Source organism: Luteibacter sp. 621, assembly GCF_050435445.1.
Taxonomy (GTDB): domain Bacteria; phylum Pseudomonadota; class Gammaproteobacteria; order Xanthomonadales; family Rhodanobacteraceae; genus Luteibacter.
This window is the reverse complement of record NZ_JBNDKI010000028.1, coordinates 1-19,781: the sequence shown is the minus strand read 5'-3', so window position 1 is coordinate 19,781 and position 19,781 is coordinate 1. Positions and strand designations below refer to the sequence as shown.

The window sequence follows — 19,781 nt, the reverse complement described above, 5'->3', positions numbered from 1 at the left end:
GTGCTGCGACCGATTAGAAGTCGTAGCTGATGCCGAAGCGAGCGTAACGCGGGGTGGTCTGGAACAGCGTGGTCTTGTAATCCGGATCGACCGCGGTGCTCTGGCCAGCCTGCGGGTAAATCGCAAGCTTGTCGCGCTTGTTGAACACGTTGAACACGGACACGGTGAAGGCGAGCTTCTTGTCGGCCCAGATCGGACGGTACTCGGCGCTCAGGTCCATGAGGTACGTGAACGGCAGGTGGCCCTGCTTACCCGGGGGCGACGGCTCGCCGTAGCACCAGTGGTAGTACGAACCATAGCCGGTCGGGTCAGACTGGTCCGAACCGTAGTAACCCAGGCAATCCTTCGGCGCGCCGGACTGGATCGTCAGGTTACCCGAGAGCAGGAACTCGTCGGTCAGCTGGTACGAACCGTAGGCCTTGATCGTGTGGCGGCGGCTGTTGGACAGTTCGCCGTTCGAGTAGCTCATGAGGGCCGGGAAGTCCCAGTCCACCGTCGCCGACACGTCGGTCTGGCCGATGTCCGAACGGACCTGGCCTTCCGAGTTGCCGTAGCTCTTCGAGTACAGGTAATCCAGCTTGCCGTACCACTTACCATCGAACGGATGCTCGAGGTACATCTCGAGGCCGTAATAGTTACGCTTCAGGTGCGGGAAGCCGAAGTCGGCGTTCGTCACATGAGCGGTGTAGTAACCACCGTTGGTGTTCGGCACCAGGAAGTCCGACGAGCGGCCCGGGTTGAACAGGTAGCTGCCCTGGATATCACCGATCGTCGCCGGATCCACACCCTGACGGATGAGGGCAGCCTGGATCGTGTCCGAATCGCCGACGTCATCGATGGCGTTCTTCAGCTTGCGCACCGTGGCCTTGGCGCCGTAGACCCACTTGTCGCCCAGGGTCTTGTCGAAGCCGAGGATGAACTCGTCCTGGTATTCCGACTTCAGGCTGCGCGAGGCGGCCGTGTTCGGGTCACGCAGGACGCCGTATTCACGGTTGGCCGAGATCGGGCCGCCGGTGGCGGTGGCGATCGGGTCCAGGCCCTGCGGGATACCGTTCGCATCGATGCCCGTGTAGGTGAAGTACTCACGGGTGTAGAGCGACTGGCCCGCCGAGCGCAGTGCCACGCTTGCCGGCAGGGCGAGGTAGTAGCGGCCAGCGTTGGCATAGACCTTCAGCGACGAATCGCCGTTGACGTCCCAGGTGGCGCCCAGGCGCGGGGCCCACTGCGGGCTGGTGAGCTTGAGGTAAGCCTGGCCCTGGCCGTTGTAGTTGGTGAACTGGTCGTTGCGGATACCGACCTTCACCAGCCAGCGGTCGTTGACCTGCCAGGAATCTTCCAGGTACTGGGCGCGCTGCTTGACGCGGACCGACGCCGTGGCCTGGTAGATGTACTTGTCGACGTAGTAACCGTTGGCGTTACCCGGGCCAACATAGCTCGAGCTGCCCGGACCGTCACCGGCGATGTCAGCGCCCGGATCGACCTGGCCGTATTCCCAGGCATAACCCGGGCCGGAGGTGAACTGGCCGTCCTTCGAATCCTTCACGTCCTGGTTATCGATACCACCCGTGATGGTGTGGTCGCCAGCGTGGTAGCTCAGATCGATGCGCAGGTTGCGGTTGGTCGACTTGTGCTGCGGATCGTAAACGCGCGTGCTCGGGTTGTCGTTGTTGATCGGGTTACGACCAGCGAGGACGTCCGGATCCTGGTTCGACGGCCCGATGATGTGCGGGTTATCGGATTCCGGGATCGGGGTGTAGTACGTGCCCTTCATCTTGCCGTAGGTGGCCGTGAGGGTCAGGTCATCGGTGATGTAGCTGGTGTACTTGAACGAATACAGCTCAGCACCCGACTTGGTCGGCGGCACGCCACCGTTGTCCTTGCCGATCAGGGCGCCCTTCGACAGCGTCGAGTAATCGAAGCTGTAGATGTTCGCGTCGTAGTTCTGCTTGTTCGACGCGTAGGTACCTTCAAGGATGTTGCTGTCGTTGATGTTCCAGTCGATCTTGCCGTAGTACTTCGGATTACGGTACGAGCGATCGTAATAAGCCGGGGAATCACGATCCGTGTAACGGTCGGAATTCACCTTTTCCTGTTCCGCGGCAAGGAAGATGTACAGCTTGTCCTTGATCAGCGGGCCACCCACGTAGGCCGACTCGACCTGGCGCATCTGGGTGTCTTTCTTGTTGTAGTTGAAGACTTCGCCGGCCTGCGTCGACTTGCCGTTGACCTGGTACAGGTCGTTCGGCGAGCTCGAACGGGTGCCGCGCGGCTCCCACAGCACCTGTGCACCGAAGTGCCACTCATTGGTGCCGCGCTTGCCGACCTGCGAAATCACACCACCGGCCGAACGGCCGTAAGCGGCGCCGTAACCACCGGCGAGCACTTCCTGCTGGTCGATCGCACCGTACGGCAGGGTGATGCCGCCGAAGCCCGACAGCGGGTCGGTCGTGTTGAAACCGTTGATGTAGTAGGCGTTCTCGGTGACCGAGCCGCCACCGATCGACACCAGCTGGTTGCCGGTCGGGCCCTGGAAGTAGCCGCTACCCGAGACAGCACCCGGTGCCAGCAGCGCAATGGCTTCGGCGGTGCGGCCCAGCGGGAGCTTGGCCAGCTGTTCGGAGGTGATGACGGTGCGCGAGTCGACCGTGGAAACGTCGACCGGCGGCAGCGAGTTCGCGGTGACCGTGACCGATTCCAGCGACTGGGCGCTGGCAGCCGTGGCAGCGGCGGCGAACGAAACGTCCGTGCCCTTGCCGACGGTGAGGTTCACGTTCTTGCGCGAATCGACGACGGCGCCATTGCGCTTGAGGTTCACTTCGTACGCGGAGCCGACCGGGAGGTTATCCAGGCGGAAACGGCCGTTGGCATCCACCGGCACTTCGCGGTTGATACCGCCGCCGCTCTTCACCTCGACGGTGTCGCCGGGCTGGGCCGAACCGAACAGGTAACCAGCAGTGGACTGGGCGAGGACGGCACCGGTGCCGCCCATGCCGATCGCGAGGGCAATAGCCAACGCGGAATGACGCAGGACCGAAGCCTGCCGGGTGCTACGAGAACTCATGTGCAAATCTCCCCAGATCGGCCCTATTGGGCCTGAAAACGTGCAAAACCGACCAATGGCCGGAAAAAAAAGGTCGGCCTTGGGGTGCATGTTTTCGGGGGTGATTTGCCGATGCCACCTGCTCCTCCCAGAGTGGTGGCGCCGCCCCTCGAGACCTGCTCCCGACAAGTCCGTCAACGTTACCCGGGGGGTTTTTCGCATCCACGAAAAACAAACCCGGATTTCGCCGAACCCGAATCTAGGCGGGCAAGGTCCACCGTGTCAACAAATTATTTACACGGGGTGGGCGTTTTTATTCACGCCAGGTGACAGGAAAGGGCCCTCCCAAATCACGGGCGGAGCTGGATTTTTCTTATTAGCCAAGCGTTTTGGCGTAAAAAACGCCTCCCGTCCCGGGTAGGAGGAGAGGCGATCTGGGGAGTTGCCTTGCCTTTCCGTCGGCCGGGTGGATGGGCCGGCCGCGGTGATCTTGTTGTTATTGGTTCGCATTTCCCCCGGGCCGGGCCGGCCCGGGGGCGTTTCGCGGCTACTTAGAAGTCGTAGCTGATGCCGAAACGGGCGTAACGCGGGGTGGTCTGGTAGAGCGGCACGTCATAACGCGGGTTCAGCGCGAACGACTGGCCGTGGATCGGATAGACCTGGGTTTCCTTACGCTGGTTCAGCAGGTTGAAGACCGTGACGTTGAAGGCAAGCTTCTTGTCAGCCCATTCCGGGCGGTATTCCAGCGCACCCGTGACGATGTAGGTCCACGGATTGTGGCCTGCGGCACCCGGGGGCGACGGCTGGCCATCGCACCAGTGGTAGTACGAGCCATAACCGAGGTTCGGGTTGGTCTCATCCGGACCGAACCAGCCCAGGCAGCTCTTCGGTGCACCCGAGGCAATGTTGATATTGCCCGAGACCATCCACTCCGATGCCAGCTGGTAGGAGCCGTAGATCTTGAAGTTGTGCTTACGGCTGTTAGCCAGTTCGCCGTTCGAGTACTGCATGACTTCGGCGTAATCCCAGTCCACCGTCGCCGAGACGTTGTCCTGGCGGATATCCGAACGCACCTGGCCTTCGGAGTTGCCGTAGCTCTTCGAGTACACGTAGTCGAAGCGGACCTGGTACTTGCCGTCCCACGCGTGATCCAGGTACAGCTCCAGGCCGTAGTAGTTGCGCTTGGAGTGCGGGAACCCGAAGTCTTCGTTGTTCATCTCGACGTTGTAGTAACCGCCGTTGACGTTCGGGATCAGGAACGTGTTGGCACGGCCCGGGTTGAACAGGTAGCTACCCTGGATATCGCCGATGGTGTCCGGATCGATACCCGAACGCTCCATCTTGCGCAGGATGGCGCCGCTGTCGCCGACGTCGTCGATCGCGTTGCGCAGCTTGCGCACCGTGGCCTTCGCACCGTAGGTCCACTTGTCGTTCAGCGCCGCATCGAAACCGAGGATGAACTCATCCTGGTATTCCGACTTGATGGTGGTGGACGCGGCCGTCTTCGGGTCGCGCGGCACGCCGTACTCGCCGTTGGCCGAGATCGGGCCGCCGGTGCTGCTGGCGATCGGGGTCAGGCCCTGCGGAATACCGTTGCCATCGATGCCCGTGTAGGTGAAGTACTCACGGGTGTACAGCGAGGCACCGGCGGAACGCAGCGCGACCGATGCCGGCAGCGCGAGGAAGTAACGGCCCGCGTTAGCGTAGATCTTCAGGCTGGAATCACCGTTCACGTCCCAGGTGGCGCCGAGGCGCGGGGCCCACTGCGGGCTGGTGAGCTTCAGATACGGCACGCCGTCCTGGTTGTAGTTGGTGAACTGGTCGTTACGGATACCGACCTTCACCATCCAGCGGTCGTTGACCTGCCAGGTGTCTTCCAGGTACTGGGCGCGCTGCGTGGTGCGAACCGAGGACGAGGTGCGATACACGTAGCGGGCCACGTAGTAGCCGCGGCCACCGGGGGGAGCGACGTATGCCGCATCGGTCGGCGACTTGCCGATGATCGGGGTGCCCGGCTTGCCTGCCCAGTATTCCCATGCGTAACCGGGGCCGGTGGTGGAGTCACCATCGTCCTTGTCGAGCACCTTCTGGTTATCGATACCGCCGACGATCGTGTGATCGCCCACGTGCCAGCTCAGGTCGATGCGCAGGTTCGTGTTGGTCGACTTGTGCTTCGGGTCCGCGGTGGTCGCGGCCGGGTTGGCATTGGTGATGGTGTTGCCGAGCAGCGGATCCTGCTGGTTCGCCTGGATGATGGACGGCAGCGACTGGTCACCGCCGGTGGCGGTGTAGTACGTGCCCTTCATCTTGCCGTAGAGGGCCGTCAGCGTGATGTCGTCGGTGATGTAGCTGGTGAATTTACCGGTGTACAGGTCAGCACCGGATTTGTTCAGCGGCGCACCCGCCGTGTCCTTGCCGACGTAATCGCCCTTGGTACGGGTGGCGTAGTCGTATTCGTAGATGCTCGCGTCGTAGTTCTGCTTGTTCGACGCGCCGGTCACTTCAAGGATATTGCTGTCGTTGATGTTCCAGTCGATCTTGCCGTACAGCTTCGGGTTGCGGTAGCTCTGGCTGTAAACGAACGGCGCGGCCGTGCTGGTGATATTGTCACCCGAACGGCGCTCCTGCTCCGCAGCAAGGAAGATGTACAGCGTGTCCTTGATCAGCGGGCCGCCGGCATAGACGGAGTACGTCTCGCGGTCCAGCTTGTCCTTCTTGTTGTAGTCGTACAGCGCGCCAGCCTGCGAACCCACCTGGCGGTAGTAGTTCATCGGGTTGGCCTTGGTGCCCTTCGGCTCCCACAGCACCTGTGCACCGAAGTGCCAGTCGTTGGTACCGCGCTTGCCGACCTGCGAAATCACGCCGCCCGAGGAACGGCCGTACGCTGCGCCGTAACCACCAGCGAGGATTTCCTGCTGGTCGATGGCGCCGTACGGCAGGGTGATACCGCCGAAACCGCTGAGCGGATCGGTCGTGTTGAAGCCGTTGATGTAGTACGCGTTCTCGGTGACGGCCGAACCGGCGATCGAGACCAGCGCGTTACCGGTCGGGCCCGTAAAGAACGAGCTACCCGCCACGGCACCCGGTGCCAGCAGCGCGATGGCCTCGGCGGTACGGGCAAGCGGCAGCTTGTTCAGCTGCTCCGACGTGATGACGGTACGCGAGTCGACCGCGGAAACGTCGATGGACGGCAGCGAGTTGGCCGAGACGGTGACACCTTCCAGGCTCGAGGCGTTGGCAGCGGTGGCCGTGGCACCGGCGAACGAAACATCCGTACCACCGCCCACGCGCAGGGTGACGTTGGAACGGGTATCGACCACGCCATCGCCCTGCTTCAGGGTGACGGTGTAGTTACCGACCGGCAGCTGGCCGATGGTGTAACGGCCCTGCTGGTCGACGGTGACGGTACGGCTGACACCCGTATCGCTGGTGGCCGTGACGGTCTGGCCCGGCGTAGCCGAACCGAACAGCGAACCGCTGGTGGCCTGTGCGAGCACAACGCCCGGCGCGGCGGTGCCCATGGCGATGGCCAGGGCCAGCGCGGTGCGGCGGCTCAGCACGCCGGCGCGAGAAATACGCGAACTCATCAAATACTCTCCCCAGTGAAAATCACAGCCGCATGAAAAAGCGGCAAGCCGACCCCGCCCCGGCGTCTGCCAGGTTCGAGAAAAGTCGGTGGTTGGAAATCCCCTTTAATCAACGGCTTCGTGGTTGCGAAGCCGTCCCCCGAAAACGCCACTGTCCGTGACGTGCGTCATGTATACGTAAGAAAATGCATACGTACAACATGAAAATTTCACACAAAGTGCACACCTCTGTAATTACTTACGCGGCAGCTATTCAGACTGTTGCGACGCACCCATACAGATCATGGTCTTAGTGCACAAATAGCTGACAAAGCAGGCTTTTTTAAGTCGCTTCGTATAGGAAAAATTCCTAAAAAAATGCCTCCGGTTCACACCGGAGGCGATCTGGGGAGTGATCCTTTGTGCCGTACGGCGGACTTCCGCTGTCCGCCGCGTGGCTTGTTCTTGTTTTAGCGGTGCCTTGAACGTGCGCCTGCTTAGAAGTCGTAGCGGGCGGTGAAGCGGACGACGCGCGGATCCGTGTAGTTCAGCTCACGCAGGTACAGCGGGCTCGGCGTGGTGCGGCTCGCTGCATAGCGGAAGTTGTACGTGGTCGGCCGCTGCTTGTTCAGCACGTTGAGCACGTCCACCTGGAACGTAAGGTGGCGGTCGAACCACGACGGGGTGTAGGCCGCATTGAGGTTGACCAGGTAGGTCCAGGGTGCGGAACCGTGTGAGCCGCGCGGCGAGAACGCGTAACCTTCCTGGCCCGGCAGGCCGCAGAACCAGTAGAACGAACCGTTGTACAGGCCACGATCAGCGGTCGGGTAGAAGCTGGTGCAGTTCTTCGGACGACCCGACGAGATGTTGGCGTTGATGCCGAAACGCAGATCGTCGGTGAACTGGTAGTAGCCGAAGAACTTGACCTGGTGCGTGCGATCGTTCGGCAACCGGCCATTGGCGCCGACCATCAGCTGCGGAAGATCCCAGTCCTGCGTGACCGACACGTCAGCCTGGCCGCCGTTACCGGTATCCAGATCGGATGCCAGCTGGCCTTCCGTGTTGCCGTAGCTGCGCGACCAGGTGTAGTCGATGCGGCCGTACCACTTGTCGGCGAACGGATGCTCCAGGTACAGGTCCAGCGCGTAGTACTTACGCTTCAGGCTACCCAGGCCCAGCTCATCCTTCGAGTAGTGGCGCTCGACGAACGAACCGTCATCCTGCAACTGCAGGAACGTATTGCCCGTGCCTGGGTTGAACAGGAAGCACGCACCGCCCAGGGCCGGCGTACAGGTATCGTCGATCGCGCTGCGCAGCTGGCGCCACGTGGCCTTGGCACCCCAGTTCCAGCTGGGCGAGAGCGCCATGTCGAAGCCCGCGATGTACTCGTCCTGGTAGTGCGACTTCAGGCCCTTGGCCGCGACGGTACGCGGATCCGGCGCGGTACCGCACTCGAGGTTGGCGGAGGTGGCGTTGGTACCGTTACAGGTATAGCCCGCCGCCTGATTCACAGGAACGGACGCCAGGCCCGTCGGATTGCCGGTCGCATCGACACCCGTGTAGGTGAAGTACTCGGTGGTGTTGAGCGAGCCGGAGGCCGCGCGTACCGCCACGTTGTTCGGCATGGCCAGGTGGTAACGGCCCGCGTTGGCGTACACCTTCAGCGTGGAATCACCGAACACGTCCCACGACACACCCAGGCGCGGTGCGAGCTGGTGGCGCTGTTTCGCGTACACCTGGTTGGCGCCGTTGTAGTTCTTGAACTGCTCGTTACGCAGGCCGGCGTAGATCATCCAGCGATCGGTCGCCTGCCAGTGGTCTTCGAGGTACTGCGATTCCTGCACCGTCTTCACCTTCGCCGAGGTGGTGGTGTAGGACTTGATGACGTAGTAGCCCTGGTTGCCCAGGCCACCGGCCGCCGCCGGCGAGCCGACGCCATGGCCGGCATCGATCGCGCCGGCGGGATCGTTCTGCTGGCTGTACGTCCAGCTGAAGCCGCCCGGCAGCGAGGTACCGGTAAACGACTTGGCTTCCTGGCGATCCGCACCCGCACGGATGTCATGGTCGCCAATGCGGTATTCCACGTCGAAGCGCCAGCCGTCGGTCTTGTCTTCCGCACCCGGCACGCGCACGGCCGTGGAGGTGGTCTGGCAGGTACCGTAGTTGATGCCCGGCGCGCGCGAGGCGGCCGTGGAGATCACGACCAGCGGGCAGTTCGGGTCATACCCGAACGGCTGCTGCACGTGATCGAGACGCTGCTGGCCGTAAAGGGCCGACACGGTCAGCGCATCGGTGATGTAGCCGGTGTACTTGCCGACGTACAGGTCACCGCCATCCTTCTGGTACACGCCACCGTTCTGCACATCACCATGGCCGAGGTCAGCGTAGCTGAAGCCGTAGGTCTTCGAGTCGTACTCGGTCTTGTCCGAGACGCCGGTCAGTTCAAGGTGGTGATCGTCGGTGATGTTCCAGTCGATCTTCGCCAACCAGCGGGGGATCTTGTACTTGTATTCGTTCCAGCCGTTGCGACCGACGCTGGCGGAGGTGATCGCGCCCGCGGTGGTGCTGGTGGCAATACCCTCGCCTTCGCGACGGTTCATTTCCGCATCGACGTAGAAGAACAGCGTGTCCTTGATCAGCGGGCCGCTGGCATACGCACCCACCGTCGAGCGCCAGAAGTTATTCCGCTTCTGGTACTGGTAAAGCGTGCCGTCGGTTGCCGGGTAGAAGCCGGTATCCGGGTAGCTGGAATTACGCGGGCTGGCGCGGGTGCCCTGCGGCTCCCAGATCGTGTACACGCCGCCGTGCCACTCGTTGGTACCGCGCTTGGTCACGATGTTGATGACGCCGCCGGTCGAACGGCCAAATTCAGCGCCGTAGCCACCGGTGAGCACCTGCTGCTGGTCGATCGCATCGAACGGCAGCTGGGTCAGGCCGATCGAGGTCAGCGGGTTGGTCACCGCGTAGCCGTTGATGAAGTAGGCGTTTTCCGAGGAAGCCGAACCACCGAAGCTCGGCACCGGGTTGCCCAATGCATCCTTGTACGACGAGTTGCCAATGACGCCGGGCGCCAGGAGGGCCGCCGCGAGCACATCGCGGGTGATCGGCAGCTTGTTCAGCTGCTCGGCGGTGAGCACCGTACGGGTATCGACCGACGACACGTCGATCGAGGGCAGCGCGGTCGCAGTGACCGACACGCCTTCGAGCGTGCTGGCCTGCGTAGCGCTGGCGGCCGCACCGAAGGGAACCGACGTGTTGCTGGAAATGGTGACGACGACGTTTTCGCGCGTGCTCACCGGGGTGCCGTTGTTTTCCAGGGTGACCGTGTAGGTACCGGGCGGCAGCGAGGTGATGCGGTAACGACCATCGCTCTCCACCGGCGTGGAGCGCGTGATGCCCGTTGCGGGATTGCTGATCGTAACGGTGGTGCCTTGCTGGCCTTCCACCGTACCGGCGATGCCGCCGGTGGTATTCGACTGGGCGTGGACGGCTCCGCCGGCCAGGCACAGCCCAAGGCCGACAGCAAGCGCGGTACGGCGAAGCTGGCGGCTGTGATGCATGACGTTCATCAAAATCTCCCCAAGTGATGCCGCACATGGCGTGCGGCCCGAAAGTTGGCGCGCATCTACCTGCCCCGGCCTCTGGCCAGGGTGGTGGTTGACGAAAACTTGTTTCCCCGTGCCCCCGGCCGACCGGCTGCTGTTCCCCTCGAAACGCAGCCCATGGCGGGGTGTTGCCCCTCACACCCCGTACTTTTTGCAGGGTGTGCCGCACGTATACCGCAGCATTTTGCGATGTACAACGGGAAACTAACGGGAGATTGACGCGCGTCGTGACGGTCGAAATAAGCAAATTTGGCGATTCGCCGACATTTTTCTCGTCATATCAATGCCTTAATGGGGTCACGCGGCATGACTTCCGGCACGTGTATTTCTTGCGATCTAGGAATCTTTCTTACGAAAATCGGCGTAGAAACCGCCGAGTCGGGCCGGGGTGCCCTTAAGTCTATGGATCTACGAAACTTCTCAATCGAAAGGCCGTCGAAGGTATTTCCGTGTACACCGTAACTGCGCTCGCGCGTTGTTGCGCTAAGACGCCGGGGGGCGGCTAATCCAAAATAGATGAGGTTCCATAGGCATGAACGACAATTCGAGGGGATCCTTCCGCGCTGATGCGGCCGGGGGCGGCTTCGAGGGTGGACGCGCTGGTGGCGACGTGCCTGCCTCCTCCTTCGCGAGCCGAGTCCGCCAGGTCATCAAGATGAACGGCAGCGTGAGCGATATCGCCCGCCGCTGCGGTTTCTCCGAAGGCGTGGTGCGTAGCTGGCGCGATGGCAACACCGATCCGTCGCGTGGCCGTTGCGTCACGATGGCGAAGACGCTGGGCATCTCGCTGGTGTGGCTGGCCGCGGGCGAAGGCCCGATGGTGCTGGATGCATCGAGTGAAGATGCGATTGGCCGCACGGAAACGTCCGGCTCGCTGCGCGGCCGCGACGATCATCATGACGTGACCACGGCGGCGACGCCGCTTGATCCGTCGCGCCTGGCCGCGGCCATGAAGCTGCTGCAGTCGGATATCGAGATGGCGGGCAGCCGCTTCTCTCCGGTGCGCCACGCTGACCTGGTCGCGGAGATGTACGCGATTCTCGGCCGCTCGTCCGAGCCGGAATACGCCGACCGTGTCATCGCGTTCCGCCGGACGGTCATGTCGCGGATCAGCGACGAGCCGGGCGCGGTAGCGGCCTGAATGAAAGAGCCCGGCCATGGCCGGGCTCTTTGGTTTTACAGGCGGGAAATATCGGCGATGGCGCCGAACGCGGCCTTGAGCTGGGCCAGCAAGGCGAGCCGGTTGGCGCGCACGGCCGGGTTTTCCGCGTTGACCAGCACATCATCGAAGAACCGGTCCACCGGCGCCTGCAGCACCGACAGGCGGGCAAGCGTACCCGTGTAGTCGGCGCGGCCGAGCAGCTCGCGCGTTTCGGCGCGGGCTGCGTCCAGGGCGGCGTGCAACTCGCGCTCCGCATCGAACTCAAAGTGCGCCGGATCGACCTGGGCCGGGATGGGCGCGGCATCGGCTTCTTCGGCCTGCTTGCGCAGGATATTGGCGACGCGCTTGTTGGCGGCAGCCAGGCTGGCTGCCTCGTCACGCCGTGCGAACTCGGCCACGGCGCGAAGGCGGCGGTCGAAATCGGGCAGCGTGGCCGGCGAAACCGCCAGCACGGATTCGAACTGATCCGTCGTGAAGCCCTGCTCGGTGTAGTACCCGCGCAGGCGCTCGAGCACGAAGTTGTTCACTTCGTCGCCCAGTTCGCGACGGCGGGCACCGATATCCACCACCGGCGTCTTACCATCCTTGCCAGGCTTCACGCCGGCAACGAACGCCGCCTCGGGCACGAGCTCGAACGCCTCGGTGAGCGCGGCGCGCAGATCGATATCCAGGCCACCTTCGATCAGCGTGCGGGCCAGGCCCAACGCCGCGCGGCGCAGGGCGAAGGGATCCTTGTTGCCACTGGGCTTCATGCCCACGGCGAAGATGCCCGCCAGCGTATCCAGCCGCTCGGCGACCGCCAGTACCTGGCCGACCTTACCGGCAGCGATCGCATCGCCACCGAAGCGCGGCTGGTAGAAGCTATCCAGCGCATCGGCCACATCAGCATCGATACCCTGGCGCGTCGCGTAATAGCGGCCCATCACGCCCTGCAGCTCGGGGAATTCGCCGACCATGCGGGTGAGCAGATCGCACTTGGCCAGTGCCGCCGCGTGGGTTGCCTTGCCGGCATCCACGCCTACGCGGTTAGCGATGACACGGGCCAGTTCGGCCACGCGCACGGTCTTGTCCCACAGGCTGCCCAGCGATTGCTGGTAGGTCACGTTCTTCAGCGCGTCCTGGTTGTCGGCCAGCGGGGTTTTCAGGTCTTCATCCCAGAAGAACTTGGCATCGGCAAAGCGCGGGCGGATGACGCGCTCATAGCCCTTGCGGATCTCGGCCGGGTCGCGGCTTTCGATGTTGGCCACGCCGATGAAGTGCTCGGTCAGTTTGCCGGCAGCATCGAACACGGGTACGAACTTCTGGTTCGTTTCCATGGTGGTGACCAGCGCCTCGGGCGGCACTTCAAGGAAATCGCGCTCGAACGTGCAGGCGATGCCGACCGGCCACTCGGTGAGGTTGGCGATTTCATCGAGCAGGGCATCAGAAAGCTGCGGCACGCCGCCGGTCGCCACGCGGGCAACTTCCGCGCGAACGCGCTCGCGGCGCTCGGCCGGGTCGGCGATGACGTGCGCATGGCGCAGGGCGTCCAGCCAGGCATCGGCACTGGCCACGTGCACCGGGTGCGGATGGTGGAAGCGGTGGCCCAGGCTCTGCCGGCCGCTCTTCAGGCCAAGCACCTCGCCATCGACGATATCGGAGCCGTGCAGCATGAGCAGGGTGTGCACCGGGCGGACAAAGGAATCCTCGCGGTTGCCCCAGCGCATGGCCTTCGGGATCGGCAGGGCCTTCAGCGCTTCGGTCACGATCTCCTGCAACAAGGCGGCGGTGGGCTGCCCCGGCTTCACGGCGCGGAAGACGAACCAGGCGCCCTTGTCGGTTTCGAGCTTCTCCAGGGCGGCGACATCCACGCCGCACGACTGGGCAAAGCCGACCAGTGCCTTGGAGGGCTCGCCATCGGCGCCGATGCTGGCATTGACCGCCGGGCCACGGCGCTCGACGTTCTGTTCCGGCTGGGCCACGGCCACGCCCGGGATGTAGACGGCCAGGCGGCGCGGCGAAGCGTAGGTTTTCGCTTCGGCGTAATCGCCCGCAACACCACGCTTTTCCAGGCCTTCGGCGACACCGCGCGCGAAGGCGCCGGCGAGGTCATCCAGGGCCTTGGGCGGCAGTTCTTCGGTGCCAAGCTCAATGATGAGCGGCAGGCGCTTATCGGCCATGGACGGCCTCCTTGTCGTTCTTCAGGCCGGGGAAGCCAAGTTTCTCGCGCTGGGCCACGTAGGCCTCAGCCACGCTGCGGGCCAGGGTACGCACGCGCAGGATGTAGCGCTGGCGCTCGGTCACGCTGATGGCGCGGCGTGCATCCAGCAGGTTGAACGCATGGCTGGCCTTGCACACCTGCTCGTACGCGGGCAGCGGCAACCCGGCGGCGATGAGCTTGCCGGCTTCGCCCTCGCAAACGTCGAACCAGTGGAACAGCTCGGGGACGTTGGCGTATTCGAAGTTATACGTGCTCTGCTCCACCTCGTTCTGGTGGAACACATCGCCGTAGGTCACCACGCCATGCGGGGCGTGCGTCCACACGATGTCGTAAATGCTGTCCACGTTCTGCAGGTACATCACCAGGCGCTCGAGGCCATAGGTGATCTCACCGGTGACGGGACGGCATTCCAGGCCACCGGCCTGCTGGAAGTACGTGAACTGGGTGACCTCCATGCCGTTCAGCCACACTTCCCAGCCGAGGCCCCAGGCGCCCAGGGTAGGCGATTCCCAGTTGTCCTCGACGAAGCGCAGGTCGTGAACCAGCGGATCGATGCCCAGCGCCTTCAGCGAGCCGATGTACAGCTCGAGGATGTTCTCGGGGTTGGGCTTGAGCACGACCTGATACTGGTAGTAGTGCTGCAGGCGGTTGGGGTTGTCGCCGTAGCGGCCATCCGTCGGGCGACGGCACGGCTGCACGTAAGCGGCAGCCCACGGCTCCGGTCCGAGCGAGCGCAGGAAAGTAGCCGGGTGGAACGTACCTGCGCCGACCTCGGTATCGAGCGGCTGCATGAGCACGCAGCCCTGCTCCGCCCAGTAGCGGTTCAGGGTCTGGATCACGTCTTGGAAGGTGGGCGCGGACATGGTTCCCGGGTCCTTGAGAAAGCGGGCTAGTATAGCGGCGTAGCCTATTTACAGGGTTGGAGCACATGGCAGTCAATCCGCAACACACTGCGGTGCTGGGCCGCCGGGGCCGGCTTGAGCTGGACGAGGTCCTGGCCTCGCTGGTGGTGGACGGGTACCTCACCGGCGAGGACGCCAAGCGCGTCCGCGGCGGCTCGCGTGCCGGAAAGAGCGCGGTGGAGCTCCACCCGCTGGTGCTCATCGCCAACAGCAAGCTGGAAAACCGCCGCGAAAACGGCCGCCCGCTCAGCCTGGAGCTGCTGATCGAATGGCTGGCGGGCAAGGCGAGCCTGCCTTACCTGAAGATCGACCCGATGAAGGTGAACGTGGCCCAGGTCACCCAGGTGGTCAGCAACGCCTACGCGCAGCGCCACCGCATCCTGCCAGTCGCCGTGGGCCCGGGCGAGGTCACGTTTGCCACCGCGGAGCCTTTCGATGCCGCGTGGGCGCAGGATCTTGGGCATATGCTGCGCCGGGAGATCCGCCGCGTGGTCGCCAACCCGGTCGATATCAACCGTTACCTGCTCGAGTTTTATGGCGTGCAGCGCTCCATCCAGCTGGCGGTGGATGCCAAGGGCCAGGATGCAAGCTCGGCCAAGATCATCAACTTCGAGCAGTTGCTGGAACTGGGCAAGGGCGGCGAACTGGGTGCCGACGATCGCCATGTGGTGCACATCGTCGATTGGCTGCTGCAATACGCCTTCGAGCAGCGCGCTTCGGATATTCACCTGGAGCCACGCCGCGATGCAGGGCAGATGCGTTTTCGCATCGATGGCGTCATGCAGAAGGTGTTCGAATTGCCGCCGCCGGTCATGACCGCGGTCACCTCGCGCATCAAGATCCTGGCCCGCATGGATGTGGCGGAAAAGCGCCGACCGCAGGATGGCCGCATCAAGACGCGCTCCGCCGGCGGCCGCGAGGTGGAACTGCGTATTTCCACCATGCCCACCGCGTTCGGCGAGAAGGTGGTCATGCGTATCTTCGATCCCGACCTGGTCATGAAGGATTTCAGCCAACTCGGTTTCGCGCCCGAGGAAGACCGCATCTGGCGCGCCATGGTGGAACGCCCGCATGGCATCGTGCTGGTGACCGGCCCCACCGGTTCGGGCAAAACCACCACGCTTTACTCCACGCTCAAGCACCTCGCACGCCCCGAGCTGAACGTGTGCACGGTGGAAGACCCCATCGAAATGGTCTCCCCCGAACTGAACCAGATGCAGGTGCAACCGGCGATCGACCTGGATTTTGCCGCCGGCGTACGTACGCTGCTGCGCCAGGATCCCGACATCATCATGGTGGGCGAGGTGCGCGACCTCGAAACCGCGCAGATGGCCGTGCAGGCGTCGCTTACTGGCCACATGGTGCTTTCAACACTGCACACGAACGATTCGCCGAGTGCCGTTACGCGCCTGCTCGATCTTGGCGTTCCGCATTACCTCATCCAGTCGACCCTTGCTGGCGTGGTAGCGCAGCGCCTTGTGCGTACGCTTTGCCCGCATTGCAAGGTAGCGACCACGCAGGATCCCGACGAGTGGCGCGTGCTCACGCATGGCTGGGACATCCCCATCCCCGAGCGCGTATTCACCGCCGTGGGCTGCCTGGAATGCCGCAAAACCGGCTTTCTCGGCCGCACGGGTGTGTACGAAATGATGCCGCTCTCGCCACGCCTGCGCGCACAGATCACCGCACAGCTCGACCTTGCGCGCTTCAGCGAAACCGCGCTACGCGAAGGCATGAAGCCGCTGCGCATATCCGCGGCGGCGCAGGTCGCGGCCGGGTTGACCACGGTGCGCGAAGTGCTGAACGTGCTGCCACCTACCGATATCGACGATACGATGTAACCCATGAAGCCTGTACTCATCGTCCGCACGGGGCGTGCCCCGGAAGTCATTAGCGCCCGCCATGGAGATTTCCCACGCTGGTTCCAGCTCGGCCTGCGGCTGCGCCTGCCGCGCGTGCGCGTGGTGGATGTGGAAGGTGGCGATCCCCTGCCCGATCCCGACGAGGTATCGGGCGCGATCCTGACCGGCTCGGCATCCATGGTGACCGAACGCCTGCCGTGGAGTGAACGAACTGCCGGGTGGATTCGCGATGCCATGGATGTGGAGCTGCCGATGCTGGGCGTGTGCTACGGGCACCAGTTGATGTCCCATGCGTTGGGTGGCCGCGTGGATTACCTGCCCGGCGGGCGCGAGATGGGTACGGTACCGCTCACCACGCACGGGCCAGCCGCAGCAGATGCACTGGGCGTAACGCTGCCCGCCACGTTCCACGCGCACACCACGCATGAGCAAAGTGTGCTCGAGCTACCCCCTGGCGCCGTGTCTCTGGCCCGTAGCGCACGCGATCCGCACCATCTCGTGCGCTACGGCAAGCACGCCGTCAGCACGCAGTTCCATCCGGAATTCTCGGCCGAAGTCATGCGCGCCTACATCCGCCGCAAGCACGATGTGCTCGCCAGCGAAGGCACACCCCCGGGTGAGATGCTGGCGGCGGTCGTGGCCACGCCACACGCGACGGGCCTTCTGCGTGGGTTTCTGCACACGCACCTTGGCGCCTTGCGGGAAACCTCAGCCGCGTAGGCGGCGAACGATGGCGCCGCGCGAGAAAAACGCGAACAGGATGCCGAAGAGAAAGCCGCCGATGTGGGTCCACCACACGACGGCACCGTAGCTCGCGCCGGCATAGCTGAAAAGCAGCTGCACCAGCGCCCATATGCCGATGAGCACGAACGCGGGCACACGGACGAATTCAAGGTAAAGACCCAGCGGTACGACCAGGCCGAGGCGCGCTCGCGGAAACAACGTCACATACGCGCCGACCACGGCGGATACGGCGCCACTGCAGCCGATGATGGCCACACGCGCGCCCGTGAGCGAAATCGCACCGATAAGGTTGGCGACCACGCCGCCCGCAAGGAACAGCAGCAGGAACCGAGGCGATCCCAGGCTACGTTCGGCTGGCAGGCTGAAGATAACCAGGAACAACAGGTTGCTGAGCAGGTGCAACCAGCCGCCGTGGATAAAGATCGCGGTGAACAGGCGCAGGAGCGCCGGATCGCTTATCTGCTGCCAAAGCGGCAGACCAGCGCCGAACAGGTGCGCCGGCACCGTGCCCCAATGCAGCATGATCGCCATGCGCTCTGTGCGCCCGGCGAGTGCCAGGGCTACGAAGCTGACCACGCAAACCACCACGATGAGCATCGTGGCCCAGCACAGCCGGGAGCGGCGGCGCGTATCGACGTGCACAAACATCATCAGGGCACGCCGCGTGCGAGATGCGGGCCGTCGGTCTCCAGCGACGAGAGCGCGAACATGGTCTCCGGGCCCACGACGCCATCCGCGGATATGCCAAACCGCTGCTGGAGGTTGCGCACGCGTGTTTCCACGCCAGCATCAAATACCGGCTTGTCGGTCGCCTTCGGGTCAATGGGCCCCAGGTGCGTTACCAGCCAGTGCATACCGTCGCCGCTGTCACCACGCGATAGCTTGTTCGGCATGACCGGGTCCACGCGGAACACCGCATAGAAGCGGCCCTTCCAAACGCGATCGAAGGCATCGCGGGTCAGTTCGACGTACTTGCCACCCAGATAGAGCCGCACGGCTTCGTCGCCCGCGCCAACGAGTAACACTTGTTGTTTGGCGTGCGCATCGTCCAGTTCCAGCACCAGCGGGCGATCGAAACGGCGCAGCTGATCCAGCGTGCCGCGGCCGCTCACGCAGGCGAAACCAGGGAATATCAGCGCGTCACAGTTAATGGCGTTGGCGACCGAGGTTTCCTTGGAAGAAACCTGCCACCGCGCCAGAAGCTCGCCCCAGACCCTGACAGCGCCGACTTCGGGTGTTGGCAGGGCATCCTGCAGCTTCGCAAGGGCCTGTTCCGGCGTGACCGCGACAAAACTCTTGGGGCGCGAGGGGGTGTGGCCGGTGAACACCCACACGGCAAATCCGCCCACGAAGACAATGGCCAGCATCGCGCCGATCGCCAGGATGGGCTTACGGTAGCGGCGCAGCCAGTAGCGGGCATATTGCGGGAGCACTTCGCGGGCGACGAAGCCGAGGGCGCGTTCACCGATGTTCTTTTCGCCGCGCTCGGCGGCGCGCTCAAGCGCGCGGTGGGCCAACGCATTAAGGCGCCCAGGGTTTCCCTTGCCATCATCGCGCAGCGAGCGCAGGCCTAACCTGCTGAAGGGCATCTGGGCCGTGCCTGCCACATGCAGACGATGGCGAACGTAGCGCTCGCTCTCTTCCGGATTCAATGGATTCAGCGGCAACCGGCTGCGTACGTGGCCACCCAGACCTTTCGCGCCGGCACCGCCCAGCCGCTCCCGAAATGCAGGCAAGCCCGCCAGGACCAGATGAAACGGCGCCTTGGCCTTCTCGCAGGCAACGTACAGACGTTCGACGATCGTGAGCTCATCGTCGCCCAGTTCGTCGGCATCGTCGAGGATAAGCAGGAAGCGGTGATTGACATGGTGGGCCAGGCGGCCGAGGCCGGCGGCCAGGCCATCCACCAGGTGCTCTTCCGTGTTGGCCTCGGCACTAAGCGGTAGCGGCAACCCAAAGCCCGCGTACATGGAGCGCAACCAGGCCACCGTCTCCAGGGCGTAATCGCCCGCGTCGTGGCGCACGGCGCGAACCCCGTGCTGGGCGGCATCGGTTTCGATAAGCATGCACAGCAAGGATTTGCCGATGCCGGCTTCGCCGGTAATCAGCGTGACGCTATGGTCGCCGGCACCCAGCTCGTATTCGACGTGCGCAAGGACCTCGCGTTCGCGCGCAAACAAGCACGCAAATCGCGGATCCGGTGCATCGCCGAACGGCGGCTCGCGCAGCCCAAAGGTCTGTAGATACATAGGCCTAGAGTAGCCGAATTGCCCGCAGATGTAGGAGCGCGCTCGCGCGCGATCTCAGGCTGGCCGCAAGTACCGATCGTGCGCAAGCGCGCTCCTACAGGGGCGGGATTGCCAAATCGCGGGCAAAAGAAAACCCGGTCTCTTTCGAGACCGGGTTTCCGGGATAAGGCCCCTGGCGGTGACCTACTCTTGCATGGCTTGAGCCACACTACCATCGGCGCATGCGCGTTTCACTTCTGAGTTCGGGATGGGATCAGGTGGGACCACGCCGCTATAGCCGCCAGGGAAGGGGTGGGAGCAGCGCATTGAGCGCCGGCTCCACAGAGGGTGTAAACGAGTGACAAGCGTCCGGGTTCGAAACGGATCGAGCTTGAAGAGTTAAGACGGTGAAGCGTCTTGGGGTTATATGGTCAAGCCTCACGGCTCATTAGTACACGTAAGCTCAATGCAT

At 63.7% G+C, this 19,781-nt stretch carries 10 protein-coding genes and 1 rRNA gene; 3 read left to right on the top strand and 8 right to left on the bottom strand.

The features are described 5' to 3' along the window. Positions 1 to 13 precede the first annotated feature (13 nt). From ABIE56_RS21210 to ABIE56_RS21200, 3 genes are all read right to left on the bottom strand, one after another. Positions 14 to 3,061, bottom strand: coding sequence for a TonB-dependent receptor (locus tag ABIE56_RS21210; RefSeq protein WP_429245796.1), 3,048 nt, complete (start codon positions 3,059 to 3,061; stop codon positions 14 to 16). A 530-nt stretch (positions 3,062 to 3,591) separates the two neighbouring features. Further along, entirely contained in the window at positions 3,592 to 6,627 is a 3,036-nt protein-coding gene (locus tag ABIE56_RS21205) for a TonB-dependent receptor (RefSeq protein WP_429245795.1), read from the bottom strand. 476 nt (positions 6,628 to 7,103) lie between these two features. Next, the gene (locus ABIE56_RS21200) at positions 7,104 to 10,175 is read right to left on the bottom strand and encodes a TonB-dependent receptor (protein WP_429245794.1); all 3,072 of its coding nucleotides are present in this window, start codon (positions 10,173 to 10,175) and stop codon (positions 7,104 to 7,106) included. Between the two features lie 568 nt (positions 10,176 to 10,743). Between ABIE56_RS21200 and ABIE56_RS21195 the strand changes: the two genes are divergently transcribed. Next, on the top strand, positions 10,744 to 11,352 hold the full coding sequence (locus ABIE56_RS21195; RefSeq protein WP_429245793.1) for a helix-turn-helix domain-containing protein: 609 nt from the start codon (positions 10,744 to 10,746) through the stop codon (positions 11,350 to 11,352). A gap of 35 nt (positions 11,353 to 11,387) precedes the next feature. Here ABIE56_RS21195 and glyS read toward each other — a convergent pair whose 3' ends face one another. Together glyS and glyQ are read right to left on the bottom strand one after the other, a co-directional pair. Next, on the bottom strand, positions 11,388 to 13,532 hold the full coding sequence (glyS, locus tag ABIE56_RS21190; RefSeq protein WP_429245792.1) for a glycine--tRNA ligase subunit beta: 2,145 nt from the start codon (positions 13,530 to 13,532) through the stop codon (positions 11,388 to 11,390). After that, positions 13,522 to 14,436, bottom strand: a complete 915-nt coding sequence (gene glyQ / locus ABIE56_RS21185) for a glycine--tRNA ligase subunit alpha (RefSeq protein WP_429245791.1) — start codon at positions 14,434 to 14,436, stop codon at positions 13,522 to 13,524. Before glyQ ends, glyS begins: the two co-directional genes overlap by 11 nt. A 65-nt stretch (positions 14,437 to 14,501) precedes the next feature. Here glyQ and ABIE56_RS21180 point away from each other — a divergent pair, with 65 nt between their 5' ends. Both ABIE56_RS21180 and ABIE56_RS21175 read left to right on the top strand, forming a co-directional pair. Next, entirely contained in the window at positions 14,502 to 16,316 is a 1,815-nt protein-coding gene (locus ABIE56_RS21180; RefSeq protein WP_429245790.1) for a GspE/PulE family protein, read from the top strand. A 3-nt stretch (positions 16,317 to 16,319) separates the two neighbouring features. Further along, positions 16,320 to 17,057: a glutamine amidotransferase gene (locus ABIE56_RS21175; protein ID WP_429245789.1), complete on the top strand. Its 738-nt coding sequence runs from the start codon at positions 16,320 to 16,322 to the stop codon at positions 17,055 to 17,057. On the opposite strand, the gene ABIE56_RS21170 is transcribed toward ABIE56_RS21175, so the two are convergent. The 3 genes from ABIE56_RS21170 to rrf form a co-directional block, all read right to left on the bottom strand. Next, on the bottom strand, positions 17,046 to 17,729 hold the full coding sequence (locus tag ABIE56_RS21170; RefSeq protein WP_429245826.1) for a rhomboid family intramembrane serine protease: 684 nt from the start codon (positions 17,727 to 17,729) through the stop codon (positions 17,046 to 17,048). The two genes, ABIE56_RS21175 and ABIE56_RS21170, sit on opposite strands and share 12 nt — an antisense overlap. 2 nt (positions 17,730 to 17,731) lie before the next feature. Continuing rightward, the gene (locus ABIE56_RS21165) at positions 17,732 to 19,330 is read right to left on the bottom strand and encodes an AAA family ATPase (RefSeq protein ID WP_429245788.1); all 1,599 of its coding nucleotides are present in this window, start codon (positions 19,328 to 19,330) and stop codon (positions 17,732 to 17,734) included. 170 nt (positions 19,331 to 19,500) lie between these two features. Continuing rightward, a 5S ribosomal RNA gene (gene rrf / locus ABIE56_RS21160) occupies positions 19,501 to 19,615 on the bottom strand. Positions 19,616 to 19,781 lie beyond the last annotated feature (166 nt).

Bases quoted from the DNA above. Each gene is read 5' to 3' on its own strand.
- ABIE56_RS21175 (WP_429245789.1), top strand. From the start codon at position 16,320: ATGAAGCCTGTACTCATCGTCCGCACGGGGCGTGCCCCGGAAGTCATT.
- ABIE56_RS21200 (WP_429245794.1), bottom strand. From the start codon at position 10,175: ATGAACGTCATGCATCACAGCCGCCAGCTTCGCCGTACCGCGCTTGCT.
- ABIE56_RS21165 (WP_429245788.1), bottom strand. From the start codon at position 19,330: ATGTATCTACAGACCTTTGGGCTGCGCGAGCCGCCGTTCGGCGATGCA.
- glyQ (WP_429245791.1), bottom strand. From the start codon at position 14,436: ATGTCCGCGCCCACCTTCCAAGACGTGATCCAGACCCTGAACCGCTAC.
- glyS (WP_429245792.1), bottom strand. From the start codon at position 13,532: ATGGCCGATAAGCGCCTGCCGCTCATCATTGAGCTTGGCACCGAAGAA.
- ABIE56_RS21210 (WP_429245796.1), bottom strand. From the start codon at position 3,061: ATGAGTTCTCGTAGCACCCGGCAGGCTTCGGTCCTGCGTCATTCCGCG.
- ABIE56_RS21170 (WP_429245826.1), bottom strand. From the start codon at position 17,729: ATGTTTGTGCACGTCGATACGCGCCGCCGCTCCCGGCTGTGCTGGGCC.
- ABIE56_RS21205 (WP_429245795.1), bottom strand. From the start codon at position 6,627: ATGAGTTCGCGTATTTCTCGCGCCGGCGTGCTGAGCCGCCGCACCGCG.
- ABIE56_RS21195 (WP_429245793.1), top strand. From the start codon at position 10,744: ATGAACGACAATTCGAGGGGATCCTTCCGCGCTGATGCGGCCGGGGGC.
- ABIE56_RS21180 (WP_429245790.1), top strand. From the start codon at position 14,502: ATGGCAGTCAATCCGCAACACACTGCGGTGCTGGGCCGCCGGGGCCGG.